This window comes from Gemmatimonadota bacterium, assembly GCA_016712265.1.
Lineage (GTDB): Bacteria > Gemmatimonadota > Gemmatimonadetes > Gemmatimonadales > Gemmatimonadaceae > RBC101.
This window is the reverse complement of the sequence record JADJRJ010000028.1, coordinates 41,695-54,802: the sequence shown is the minus strand read 5'-3', so window position 1 is coordinate 54,802 and position 13,108 is coordinate 41,695. Positions and strand designations below refer to the sequence as shown.

Here is a 13,108-nt window from a genome sequence, read left to right as displayed (position 1 = left end):
GTCCAGGTGTAGCTGTCCACCAGGGTCGCGCCACCTGGGCCAAACAGCCGCGCCTGGTCACTCGACCCCAGCCCGAAGTCGAACTGACCCACCGTGCCGTTCAGTTCATCCAGGATCAGCAGCGCGCCCGGGGCAATCGTCGTCCCGGCCGGGATCGTGTAGCTGTGCGTATCATCGTTGTCCTTGAAGACGTACCCGGAGAGGTCCACCGGCGCGGTCCCGATGTTCGTGAGCTCCACCCAGTCGCCCGGCGAGCCACCGTTGGACTCGACTTCATTGATGCGAATGTCCATCGACACCGTGATGCAGGCGTTCGCGGCGCCGCGCGTCGGGGCAGCGGTCGCGACGAGGGCACCCGCTCCATCCGGGCAGCGGCCATAGGTGTGCGGCGGCTCGGTCGTCCACGTGAAGCTGTCGACCAGGAGCGTCCCGCCCGGTCGGTACAAGCGCACCGCGTCACTAGCGTCGAGGCCAAAGCCAAGGCTCGACTCATCGACCACGAGGAAGGCGCCCGGCGCCAGGGTGGTGTTCGCGGGCAGCGTGTAGGTGCTGGCGTTGTCGCTATCCCGGAGCACGTGGCCGTCGAGCACAAGCGCCGTGGCATTCGGATTATAGATCTCGATCCAATCACCCGGTGTCCCGCCGCTCGACTCGACCTCGTTGATCGACGCGAGCGGCTGGCAGTCATTGGGCGCGCCGCGCGTGACCAGACTGGTGGTCGCGAAGGCGCCCGTGCCATCCGGGCAGCGACCGTACGTGGTGCTGGCGTGCGCCGTCCAGGTGTAGCTATCCAGCAAGGTCGTGCCGTCCGGCGCGAAGAGCCGCGCCTGGTCTCCGCTGCCAAGTCCAAAGCCAAACTGCGCCTCGTCCAGCACCAGCATGCCCTGCGCGGGAATCAGCGTCCCCGCGGGAATCACGTAGCCGCGCGTGTCGTCGTTGTCACGAAACACGTGACCGCTGAGGTCAATTGGGGCCGGCGCACTGTTGAAGAGCTCCACCCAGTCGCCCGGTATGCCCTGATTCGACTCGACCTCGTTGATGCGAACGCGATTGGCGACCGTCGGCTGTTCCAGTCGGAATCGCACGGCGAACACCTCGCCCTGCACGGCCGGCGTGAACTTCGATGAGTCGATCCGGGCGCGATCGGCGGGAAGGCGCACGAAACGAACATCGACGTGTCCCAGGTCGACCGAACCCCGCAGTCCGCGCACGCGGTACCGTTGGCCGGCTCGCGCCCCGGTTCGGTTGGTATTCCATCTGGCCTCGTAGAATTCGTTGACCGGATCCACGCGGAGTCGACTCGCTACCGGCACAGACGTGCTCGTGAAACGTTCGAGCACTGGGCCGGCACACCCCGTCGCTGCCTCATTCAGGGCACACACCTCGACGGTCAGGCTGGTCAGGGCGCCACCGTCAAAGGCACCGGAGAACGACGGAGGAGATCCCACCGTTGGCGAGAGCCAGAAGAACTCCGGCGTGCCACCGCGCGCGCCATCGAGAATCGCGGGAAGCGGCAGCGGCGCTTCCCCGCGGGGCGAGGTCAGGTCGTTGGAACAGCCGACGACGAGCGCGCTGAAACTGGCCGCGAGCGCGCGGCGGAGGGATGGGGACACGGACGTGGGAGCAGGAGTCAGCCGCGAGCGACACGGGCGCGTCGCCGTGAATCCCAGCTTGTTGGCGCAGTGTCACTGTCCGCGCCCTATTGGGTCACGCTCGAGTCACGGCTGTGGGTGGGCCGCGCCTGGTTCCTCACACGCAGCCGCGAGGGCGGCGCGACCCTCCGCCGGCATCTCCGTGCGGGCCGGCGGCATCATGCGCACATAGGCCGCACGTGCCTCGCGACACGCATCGATCGCTCCATCCCGCCGGTACGCCTGCAACATCGCCATGACGCTACCAGTGTACAGCTGCGCGATGTTGCGCGAGACCGGGTCCATGACCACCGACGAATCGGCATACCCGCGATAGCGATACGCCTCGAGCAACCGCTTACGCAGTGCCTCGGCGTTGATCGCCGGCGTATCCACCGGCACGATGCGCCAATGCAGCCCCTCTAGCCGCGCGTTCCGCGCCAACCAGGAGAGCACGCCCTCCGTACCGGTCACCGCAAAGGTGAGCGGACGTCGCCACACGTTGGTGCGCACCATATCCACCAGCGCGCGATCAGCGGCGGAGAAGTCGGTCCCATAGGTGGGCCTCGGCCTGCCGATGAACGTGCTCGGCAGGACGCTCCCTGCCGGCAACGCAAAGTGCGACGCATCCTGGGTGATCGGCACGGTCACCACCGAGTCCACCGCCGTGGTGTCGGTGAGCACGGACACTCGCGACACCGGAAACTCTGGATCGCGCCGCTGGTGCTGCGCGACATACCACGGCGTGTTGAGCAGGCTCAGGTTGACGACCGACACGTCGGGACGCACCCCCTCCACTTCCTGCAGGTACCAGAGTGGGAAGGTGTCGTTGTCCCCGACCGTGAAATAGATGGCGTTCGGCGGCAACCCCTCCAGGGCGTTCGCCGCAAAGTCCCGCGTGAAGTAGCGCTGCGAGGCATCGTGTGCGGTCCACTGCGACCCCAACTGCACGAGCGGCACCAGGCCGATCAATCCCGCAGCACCGGTGGCGACCAGCCGTTGACCCTCGCGCCAACGCGTCGCCGCCAACCCACCCGCCCACCCCGTGCCCACCGCAACCAGCACCCCCACGATCACGATCACCGGCAGGTAGTGTCGATCCAACGGGCGAAAGTAGTTGGCCGGGATGTTGAAGTACGCGATCGTCATGACCGCATGCAGCCCGATCACCGCGGCAAGAGCACCGGCCAGGCGCTGGGCCCGTGCGCGCAACACCACCCATCCGGTGATCGCCGCCACGAGCGGTAGCCACCCCAAGACGCCCAGGGCCGACGCGCTGTGCGCGAGGTTCTCGCCGAACACCTTCACGAAGTCTGCCACCTGCACGCGGAACAGGTCAGCATTCCTCGGCCACAGCTTAATCAGGAAGCCCCCGCCCCGACTCTCCAGGCTCAGGTAATCCCAGAAGGCGCGCCACGTCGTCGGCTCGTACATGTTGAGCGAGGACGAGGTGTAACGCGCCATCGGGATGACCAGGAGGTGCACCGCGAGCCCGGCCACGAGCCCCGCCGTTCCGGCGAGCCACGAACGTCCGCGGGCCAGCGTCGACGGCTTCCTAATGAGAATCCAGGCGAGCGCCGAGGGGAGGAGCAGCGCGTTCGTACGGTGCACACTCAGGTCCAGTCCAAAGAGCAGCCCCATCACCAGGAGCCAGCGCCATCCGTCCGGGTGCTCCGCGGCCTCCCACCAGCGCAGCATCGCGTAGAGGATCAGCCCGGTGAACAGCACCGTCAGGATGTAGGGGGTGAACTTGATGGCGTGTTCCCACTGGGTCGCGGCAAAGGCCACCCCCAGCGCGCCTAACGCGGCCCCTGCCGTGGTCGGCCTGGACGCGGACCCCGATCCTGTGGCAGTGGCGATCACGACGCGCCGGGCAGCCACAAACACCAGCCCGACGGTCAGCGCAGCGAGCGCCCCTGCCAGCAGATTGTGGGTGTAGGCCGGCGGCAGCCCGAGCGGGAGTCGCGCGAAAGGGTAGCCAATCAGCGTCAGGAGCAGCGACCCGGGTGACCCGGTGACGCCGAGTGTTGCGGCCGCGTGGGAGTAGTTGCTCGAATCCCACCAGGCGATCGTCGGATACGCCGTTCGCCAGTAGACCGCGAGCGCGACGACGACGACCATCCACGCGGCCCGTCGATCGTTTCGGCCAAGCGACCCGTCAGCGTCGGCGCGTGCCACCTCTCCGGACACGATCGCCTGCCCCCTACTTCTTGAGTTCGTAGTTGTCGGCGGCCCCGGTCCCGTACAGGAATCGCATCCCGCGCACCAGGGCCGTCCCCGCCGCATCCCCATGGCCGAGCCCTTCGAGCATGTGGCTCGCCAGCTTGAGCCCCGGGTACTTCCGTGAGGTCAGCGCGGCCCCAAACCGGATGTGCCCGCTGACGATGTGTCCCACTCCTTCCAGCATCGGGTCGCTCATCTCGAGCGATCCGGAAGACGTTGCACCCACACCGAGACGTCGTACGTCACCCCCTTCGAGGGGGATTGGTAGGTGAAGGACGTCACGCCGAGCGTCGGGAGCGGACGCGCCGCGAAGGGTGGCGCCCCTTGGGCTCGGGCCACGGATGCGATGCCGAGGACGCTGGCGAGGGCGACAATGCGACGAAGGGTCATGGACAGGGCTCGGAAACGGCTAGCCGACTTCTCACACTAGAACTTCCAATTGTAGCCGACGCGAATCACCTGCGTCTCCAGGTAATCTGTGCTCACGAGGTCAAAGGTGGATCCCCGGATGGTCCGCCGGACCTGCATGGTGTTCAGCAGGTCCGTGGCATTGGCCACGATCTCTCCCTTGCCGCGCTGGATCCCCTTCTTGATTCCGAGATCAAGCGAGTAGCGACTCCCGATCCGCCCCTGCGGCAGGAGGTCCGGCGCGAGATAGACACTCGATACCTGGCCATCCCAGTCCCGCGGGAGCCGGAGCGCCGCATTCACCTTCAGGTTGCCCGATGTCAGTTCCTGTCGTTCGGCCACGTACGGCGTGGGCACCGGATACCGGTTGACCCCAGAAAACGCGGCGACCGTGTTCTTATAGATGTTCGCGTTGACGCCGAGCGAAACGCGCGGCGAGACCGTCTGCTGCCAGACGACCTCTGACCCTGTGGCCCAGCTGCGGCCGGCATTCTGGAAGACGTTGTACAGGAGGACGCTCCCCGGCGCCTGCGTCGCGATCCGCGTGATCGTGGACTCGACCACCCGATGATACGCCGCGGCGTACACGCTGCCCTGCGACCAGTTGGTCTTGTACCCGACCTCGGCCGACGTGGTGAACTGCGGTTGCAGGCCGGGGTTGCCGACCTTGATCAACTCCGGCTCGTCGTACTTGGGGAAGATGCGGATGTCGACCTCGTTCGGCCGGTCCACGCGCCGGTTGACGAACAGCGAGACCTTGTTGTTGTCGTCGAACTTCCAGGCCGCCCGCACGTTGGGGAACGGCTGGAGGTACTGGTAGCCATCACTCTTGTAGGTGTTGTGGGTCGGGTTCACGTCGTAGTCGACGTGCACGGTCTCGAGACGTAGCCCGCCCTCAAGCTCCACCCGCTGGCTTTCGAACACGTAGTTCCCATACACCGCGGGGATCAGCTCGCGATAGGTCGCCCAGCCACCCGCCCCAACGTCGAGTGGCGAGTTGGTCCCGGGAAAGAACTGCATGTCGACGGGAATCGAGCGGTGTCTCCCCTTGAAGCCGGCCTCGACGCGTCCCTGCCGGAGGGGCCGGACGTAATCGACATTGGCGTCCACCACGTGTTCGTCGGACAGCAGCTTGAAGGCGTCCTTTCCGGTGAAGGTGGGCAGGGTGTTGGTGAAGAAGTACTGCTCGTCCTCGCGGTGGAATGAATACGTGCCCGTGTAGGTGAGCGTGTGCCCCGGCTGTGGGAACCGATGGGTGAGCACTGCCGTGCCAAAGGCGGTGTACTTGACCTCGTCCTCCTTGAACTGCCACAGGCGGTAGCGCTGGTCGAGGGAACCTGCAAAGTACGGGTTGTCACCGTAATCCAGGATCTTCTCCCGGTTGAACAGTCCTGAGATGCTGAAGGTGTTCCGGCGGTCGATGACATGGTCCAGCCCGGCCCGGATCGTCGCATAGTCGGTGCGACGGTTGCGCTTGACCTGCTGCTGGATCACCGAGCCATCGTCGTAGGTGCGCGTCGAAAACTCGTTCTTGTTCAGGGTCGGGGCGTAGAGCCAGTCGCCCTGCACGAACGTGTTGGTGCCTGCGCGCCGGTGGTTGACGGCGAACGATGGGTTCAGCTTGGGCGTCGCCTGGTACTGCGGCCGGACGCCGGGGAGGTTCTCCCGCTTTACCCACAGCGCCCCGGCGCCGCCGGTAAAGCCGACGCGGCCGCTCACGCCGACCTGGTCCTGCTTCTTGAGCACCAGGTTGATGATGCCGGCGCTCGCATTGGCATCGAAGCGCGCGGTCGGGTTGTTGATGATCTCAATGTGGTCGATGGCGGAGGCTGGCAGGTTCTCGAGGCCACTCTGTGAGCCGAACCCGGTGAGCGCGGTCTGCTTGCCGTCAATCAGGATCGCGATCTTGTCGCTCCCGCGAAGCTCCACCTTCCCATCCTGGGCGACCGTCACGCCGGGCAGGTTCGCCATGGCCTGCAGGACGGAGCCACCAGCCTGGCTCACGTTGTCCGCGACAGTAAAGGTCTTCCGGTCCATCGCCGCCGACACCCCCTCGACGGTCGAAGCAATCACGACACGATCGAGGGTCTGCGTGACCTCCACCATCTGCAGCACACCGAGGTCGAGGAACGGGCTCAGCTCCCCCACGAGGACCCGTTCGCGCAGCGGCTGGTACCCGATGAATCGGGCTTCCAGCAGGTAGACCCCCTTCTTGAGCCCGGCGAAGGTGAAGGCACCGGTCTCGTCCGTCAGCCGTCCAGCTACGAAGACACTGTCCTTCTCGGTACGGAGCTGGAGGGTGAGGAACGGGATGGGTGCCTTCGCTTGCGCGCCCTGGACCCTCCCGAACAGGGTGATGCCGCCGCCGGCGGCCTGCGCGTGGACGCTCGGCGCGTGGGCAAGCCACAGCAACAACAGGACGATCCCGATGCGTTTCATCGATTGGAACGCTATCCGCGTGTGGCGGTTCGCGTCAGTGTGGCGCCGACGGTGATCCCTGGAGTACTTGCATCCGGGAGCCAGACCGCTCGTTTCCCCAACGATCAACTATTTCCGGCTCGCCGACGTAACCGTCGCAGGAGGAGCCCATGACCCGACGCCTATATCCCGCCGCAGCCTGCGCTGCCCTCACGCTCTTGTCCGCGTCGTTCGCAGTGGCCCAGGGCCGCGGTTCCCAGGATCCGCTCCCCGCCGGCCAGACGAACGACCCGTTCCCGCAGCCCATCGTCAGCACAGAGGGGGTGATCGTGGTGACGCTCCGCGAGTTCGCGTCGCTGCCTGAGATCGACGGCGTCGCCGCACGCGCGATGACCCTCGTCGAGGAGCCAGCGACACCGCGCCTGTTTGTCAGCGACATGCGGGGGGTCTTGTACGTGCTCAGTGCCGATGGCCGCACCGTGACGCCGTACCTCGACCTCCGCGACGCCAAGTGGGGAATCGGCGTGCAATCCCAGGGTCGCGAGCGCGGCATGCAGAGCTTCACGCTCCATCCGCAGTTCGCGCAGGCCGGTACACCGGGCTTCGGGAAGTTCTATACGTATACCGATGTGTCGAACCAGCAGTCCACTGCCGACTTCACCACGTCGAATGCGAACTCCACGCACGACACCGTCCTGCTCGAGTGGACGACCGCATCCGCCAGCGCCAACACCTATGACGGTGGTGCCCCGCGTGAACTGATCCGCTTGCGGCAACCTTTCGCCAACCACAATGGCGGCGCGCTAGCGTTCAACCCGACCGCCCGCGCCGGCAGCGCCGACTTTGGCCTCCTCTACATCGGGATCGCAGATGGCGGCAGTGGCGGTGACCCGCTCGCCGTCGGCCAGAACCTGGGCTCCGCCTTTGGGAAAATCTTCCGCATCGATCCACTCGGCCGCACCGCACGTGGTGGCAAGTATGGCGTCCCGTCGACCAACCCCTTCGTCACGACCGCCGGCGCCCTCCCGGAGATCTACGCCTACGGCGTGCGCAATGCGCAGCGCTTCGGCTGGGATGCGCGGAACGGCGCGATGTTCATGTCCGACATCGGGCAGAACATCGTGGAGGAAGTGAGTCCCGTAACGGCCGGCGCCAACCTGGGGTGGAACACCTGGGAGGGCAGCTATCGCTTCGTGAGCCAGCGCGCCGTCAGTACCGAGGCGCCGCGCAGCGATCCGGGGGTCACGTACCCGATCGTCGAATGGGGGCAACTCGACCCGATCCTCCTGCCGAGCAACTCCTCCGCCTCCGTTGGGGCACTCGTCTATCGGAGCAATCGTGTCCCGCAGCTCAATGGTCGCCTGCTGTTCGGGGATATGCCTAGCGGGGAGCTGTTCCATGTGAGCGCCGACGAACTGCCCGCGGGTGGTCAGGACGCGATCCGCCGCGTGTTGTTCAAGACCGACGCCGCAGCCACTCCGCGCACCTTCCTGGCCATCATCCAGGAGAAGAACCGCGCGCAGGGCAAGCCAGTCGCGACGCGCGCCGACCTGCGCTTCGACGGCAACGCCGCCGGACAGGTCTTCCTGCTGAACAAGGCCGACGGAGTCATCCGCGTCATCGAGCGCTAACTGCCTGTCGCCTCCGGGCCGGGGATTCCGCTCTCCAGAGTGACGGGCCGTGTCCGGCCCGCAGGAGAGACGAATGCGATACCCCTGGTTGTTGGCCATCGTCAGCGTTGGATGCGGCGGCGGTGGCGAGACGGCGCTGACGCCACCGCCGGTCGTCGTCGCGTCGGTCACGATCGACGGTGGCCCCCCCGTGCCGCTCCTGGTCGGGCTCACCACCCAGCTCACGGCCACGGCACGCGATGCCCGGGGAATCGCACTCTCGGGTCGGGCGATCTCGTGGAGTTCGACCGCGGCGACTGTGGCCTCGGTCTCGACGAGCGGCCTGGTGACCGGGGTTGCCGCCGGGACGGCGCAAATTCGCGCCACCGCGGAGGGACAGACGGCCGAGGTCGCCGTCACGGTCCGGGCACAACCGTGGAGCCTGACCGGCTCGCTCGCCACGGGGCGTACGCTGCACTCGTTGACGGTGCTCGCCAACGGGAGCGTCCTGGCCGTCGGTGGCCAGGTGCTGGGGACGCCCTTCCAGACCGTTCGGGAAAGCGAGCTGTACGATCCCGGCACGGGCCGCTGGCGCTCCGCCGGCCGCCTCACGACCGGTCGCGCGAACCATGTGGCGATTCGCCTCCGGGACGGCAAGGTCCTCGTCGCCGGGGGCTACTCCATTGAGCTGTCAGCCCGACTGGCAAGCGCCGAGCTGTACGACCCGGCAACGGACACGTGGAGTGCGACCGGAAGCATGTCTGAGCCGCGCAACATCGCCGAAGCGGCCCTCCTTGCGGATGGCCGGGTGCTCGTCGCTGGAGGGTCGGGCGCAGGCACGAACCTGAATGCCCTCGCAACGGCGGAGATCTACGATCCTGCTACGGGACGTTGGAGTCCGGCCATGAACCTGTCGGTCGCCCGGGCGGGCCACGCCATCATGACCCTGCCCAACGGGAAGGTCCTCGTCGTGGGCGGCGGGTCGGGAACGTTCAGCGCACCGATACTGCATGCGAGCGCTGAAGTGTTCGACCCAGTAGCCGGGGTGTGGTCCGCGACCGGTGGTGTGCCCCTCGCCCGAGGGTACCACCGGGCCGTGGCGCTCCCCAACGGACGCGTCCTCTTGACGGGGGGAAGCGACTTCGTCTCCACCGTCTTTCCGGCGTCCGACCTCTACGACGCCTCGACGGGAGCGTGGACGGCCGCGGGAGCGATGGTAACCGGACGCATCTCGCACTCCGCGACGGTCCTCCCCAACGGGAGTGTGCTGGTGGCTGGCGGCGGCGGCAACTCGGTGCTGCGGAGCGCAGAACTGTTTGATCCCGCCACTGGGCGCTGGGTGGCGGCCGGTGACCTGCAGGTGCCGCGGTCGAACCATGCCGCGGCCCTTCTGGCCAACGGCAAGGTGCTCGTCGCCGGCGGACAGGGGGTCGGGGCAGCGACGAGCGCCGAGATCTTCACTCCGCAGTGACCGTGCCCGGGACGCTGGCCCACAGCTTGTGACGCGGCCAGCGTCGACACTCGGTAGCTGGCGCGCAGCAGCCGCGGCCGTTACATCGGGGGCTGAGCTCGATCACGGATGGGTGCGGACAGGGGGCGAATCTCGCCGTACCTTTGCAGCTCCCAGAGACAGCCCGGGCGCTGCAATGACCGAAACACCGTCCAACGACCTCTTCGCCGCGCTCTACGACGAGCTGCACCGCCTGGCGTCGATCCAGCTACGGCGTGTGGGCTCCGACCTCTCGCTGGGCGCGACCACGTTGCTGCACGAGGCCTACCTCAACTTCGCCTCGCGGGACCAGGTCCAGTTCCCCGACCGTGGGCAGTTCATGGGGTACGCGGCGCGCGCGATGCGCAACATCATCATCGACTACGCGCGCCGCGGATTGGCCCAGAAGCGAGGCGGCGGCGCCTTTGAGATTACCCTGGGTGGCGCACACGCGGTCGCCAACCCGATGGCACCAGGAGAGGCCACGGAGCTGGTTCGACTCTCCGAGTCACTGGATGAACTCGCCCGCATCGAACCACGGCTCGCCCAGTTGGTCGACCTGCATTTCTTCTGTGGTTACAGCTTTGTCGAGATCGCCGAGCTGCGCGGGGCGTCCGAGCGCACCGTTCAGCGCGACTGGCGAAAAGCGAGGTTGCTGCTGCAGCACGCGCTTGGCGACCTGGCCTAACGACGGTCGATCAGCCTCAGCGGAGCGAGTCGCGGAGTGTGATGGCGGTGCGCGTCCACGCGTTGGTGGCACCGTACCCATTCGTGAGGGCGACCACGGACCGCTTCGCCACCACCCGGAGCCCCGTCGTATCACCCCGCGCTCGCAATGCCTGGGCCCGCAACAGGTCCGCGCGGCCCGCGAGTCCGCTCCGGAGTGGCGCGAGCGAGTCGAGGACCGCAGCCCGCCAGCCGAGTTGCGCGAGGGAATCAGCGCCACGCGCATCGCCCGCCGCGAGCCGCCACTCCCCGGCGGTCACGAGCGGGAGGGTGAACAGTGACAGCGTCGTGGGTGCTTCCGCGTAGAGCGCGGCCAACTCATCCTCCAACAAACGCACCGCAGCCGCGGAGCGTCCCTCGGCGCGGAGGAGCGTCGCGCGCACCATCGCCGCCGTCGCGCGGCGACCCCTCAGCCCTCCCGGCAGCTGCGCGGCGGCAGCGCGTGCCTCGGCCAATCGGCCCTGACTGGCCCGAACCAGGGCGAGGGTCGATGGTAGCCAGTTGGTCATGGTCCCCCCCTGCTGCCACTCACCCGCTGTCGCCCGCGTGATCCACTGATCCGCGGAGTCCACCTCACCGAGTCGTTGCTTGTTCATCCCGAAGATGAAAGCGAGCAGGAGTGGCACCCGACCAACCCCGGCGCTCGCCTCGCGCTCCCGGATGAACTGGCCCACCAGCGAATCGGCGAGGTGGAACTCGCCGAGATCCGCGAGTGTGCGATCCAGGTAGGTGACGACGTTGGGAAAGGCCTCGGTGTTTGCGTAACCGACCCGCACCATGGCGTTGAGCTGCTCCTGTTGGACGGCCACGGCGTCTCGTTGCCGACCCGCGAGGCGCATGATATCCGAGAGCGCGACGGCCAGGGACAAGCGGCGCACATCGGCGTCCTTGAGGAGTGCCACGGCCTGGGAAAGCAGCGCGACGGCCGTGTCGCCCTTCCCGCTCGCCTGAAGCAACTTGCCTTCCGCCTCGAGGCAGAGGGCACGAAGCGTCGGATCTATCGGGCCCGTGAGCCGCGCGAGCGCGGCTTGCGCAACAGACACTTGGGCGCGCACCGAGTCCACCAGGTCGTCATCCCAGAAGCTCGTCGCGCGCAGGCAGTGGGCGAGGGCGAGCTGGGCTGGGGCACCGTCGCCCTCACTGGCGATCCGCGCGGCACGCGCGAGCATTGCCCGTTGGCCGTTGCGGTCCAGCGACTCGCCGAGGCGCTGGGATAAGTCCGACATCACTTCGGACACGAGCCAGGGTTCGTCGCGGAATTGCCTGACGAGCACCTCCTCGGCGAGGGCGATCCGCTGCGCGCTGCTGAGCGGCAGACCGTCGGGACCGCGTGGGTCGCTGGCGAGAACGGCTTGGAGTTCGGTGCGCGCCGTCGCGCGCCGCTCGGCGAGCACCGCGGCATCGCGCTCGGCCTCCGCGTGCCCCGCCTGACGGACGCTGAACACCGTCGCGCCAACGAGGACGGCGATCACACCTGCCGCGAGCGCCACCGGCGCACGGTGACGTCGCAGGAACTTGCGCGCGCGATAGCTGAACGCATCGGGCCGCGCGCTCACCGGCTCGTGACCCAGGTACCGCCGCAGGTCGTCGCCAAACGCCGCCACCGTGGCGTAGCGCTCCGCGGGGTCCTTCTTCAGCGCCTTCGCGATGACGGTATCGAGGTCGCCAAGCCCCAGCGGACGCGGCTCGACCTCGAGCACGCCGCGGAGCGCTTCCGCCGGCGTGGGGCTCTCCCCACGCGTGGGGTGGCGGCCGGACAGCAGCAAGTACAGCAAGACGCCGAGCGCGTAGACATCGGTCGCCGTGGTGATCGGCTCCCCCTTGAGTTGCTCCGGCGAGGCGTAGTCCGGCGTGAACGCGCTTCCTCCATCCGAAGTCAGCGCCGACCGCGATGGATCTCCCTCACCGTGAAGCAGCCTCGCGATGCCGAAATCGAGCAACTTCACCTGGCCGTCCGCCGTGACCAGGATGTTCGACGGCTTCAGGTCGCGATGGACGATCAGGTTGGCGTGGGCGTGTCCCACGGCATCGAGCACCTGCAGCACCAGGTTGATGCGCGCGGTCGCCGACAGCCCGAACGCCGTGGCATGTGCATCGATGTGCTTCCCGTCCACATACTCCAGGACGAGGTATGGTTGTCCCGATGGCGCGACGCCGGCATCAAGCAAACGAGCAATAGCAGGATGCGCCAGGCGCGCCAGGGCGGTGCCCTCGCGGCGAAACCGCTCCTGGCCAGTCTCGCTCATCAGGGCCAGGCTCATCAGCTTGACCGCGGCGTACCCCTCGAACCGTCCGTCGGTGCGTTGCGCGAGCCACACGGATCCCATCCCGCCATGCCCGAGCGGCCGGACCAGGGTGTACTGTCCCACCACGCGCCCGGCCAGGGTCGCCCCATGCGGTGCGGCGAGAAAGCCGCGGGCGTCGGCGCGCGCGTCGGCGGAGAGAAGTTCGGTGAGCGGTGCGACCAGTTCCGGGGACCGCGTGGCGAGCTCCTGCAGCCATGCGGCTCGCGCCTCGGACGTGAGGTCGATGGCCTGGTCGAGCAGTGGGCTGAGCCGAGCCCACAGGGCGGGATCGATCTGAGGCACGGCGTTCCCCGTTGG

At 67.5% G+C, this 13,108-nt stretch carries 8 protein-coding genes and 1 pseudogene; 3 read left to right on the top strand and 6 right to left on the bottom strand.

Going from position 1 to position 13,108, the window contains the following annotated elements; translation table 11 throughout:
* Positions 1-680: 680 nt before the first annotated feature.
* From IPK85_07140 to IPK85_07120, 5 genes and pseudogenes are all read right to left on the bottom strand, one after another.
* Positions 681-1,133: pseudogene (locus IPK85_07140) on the bottom strand (lamin tail domain-containing protein).
* A gap of 585 nt (positions 1,134-1,718) precedes the next feature.
* Positions 1,719-3,809, bottom strand: coding sequence for a DUF2723 domain-containing protein (locus IPK85_07135; GenBank protein ID MBK8247151.1), 2,091 nt, complete (start codon positions 3,807-3,809; stop codon positions 1,719-1,721).
* A gap of 25 nt (positions 3,810-3,834) precedes the next feature.
* Positions 3,835-4,050 (bottom strand): hypothetical protein, encoded by a 216-nt coding sequence (locus tag IPK85_07130; GenBank protein ID MBK8247150.1) that lies wholly within the window; start codon positions 4,048-4,050, stop codon positions 3,835-3,837.
* On the bottom strand, positions 4,047-4,244 hold the full coding sequence (locus IPK85_07125) for a hypothetical protein (protein MBK8247149.1): 198 nt from the start codon (positions 4,242-4,244) through the stop codon (positions 4,047-4,049). Before IPK85_07125 ends, IPK85_07130 begins: the two co-directional genes overlap by 4 nt.
* A 36-nt stretch (positions 4,245-4,280) precedes the next feature.
* Positions 4,281-6,701 carry a TonB-dependent receptor gene (locus tag IPK85_07120; protein ID MBK8247148.1) on the bottom strand — a complete coding sequence of 807 codons (2,421 nt, stop codon included), beginning with the start codon at positions 6,699-6,701 and terminating at the stop codon, positions 4,281-4,283.
* A gap of 149 nt (positions 6,702-6,850) precedes the next feature.
* Between IPK85_07120 and IPK85_07115 the strand changes: the two genes are divergently transcribed.
* From IPK85_07115 to IPK85_07105, 3 genes are all read left to right on the top strand, one after another.
* Positions 6,851-8,311 (top strand): PQQ-dependent sugar dehydrogenase, encoded by a 1,461-nt coding sequence (locus IPK85_07115; GenBank protein ID MBK8247147.1) that lies wholly within the window; start codon positions 6,851-6,853, stop codon positions 8,309-8,311.
* Positions 8,312-8,384: 73 nt separating this feature from the next.
* On the top strand, positions 8,385-9,761 hold the full coding sequence (locus IPK85_07110; GenBank protein MBK8247146.1) for an Ig-like domain-containing protein: 1,377 nt from the start codon (positions 8,385-8,387) through the stop codon (positions 9,759-9,761).
* A 175-nt stretch (positions 9,762-9,936) separates the two neighbouring features.
* The gene (locus IPK85_07105) at positions 9,937-10,467 is read left to right on the top strand and encodes a sigma-70 family RNA polymerase sigma factor (GenBank protein ID MBK8247145.1); all 531 of its coding nucleotides are present in this window, start codon (positions 9,937-9,939) and stop codon (positions 10,465-10,467) included.
* Positions 10,468-10,483: 16 nt separating this feature from the next.
* Here IPK85_07105 and IPK85_07100 read toward each other — a convergent pair whose 3' ends face one another.
* Positions 10,484-13,093, bottom strand: coding sequence for a serine/threonine protein kinase (locus IPK85_07100; protein ID MBK8247144.1), 2,610 nt, complete (start codon positions 13,091-13,093; stop codon positions 10,484-10,486).
* Positions 13,094-13,108 lie beyond the last annotated feature (15 nt).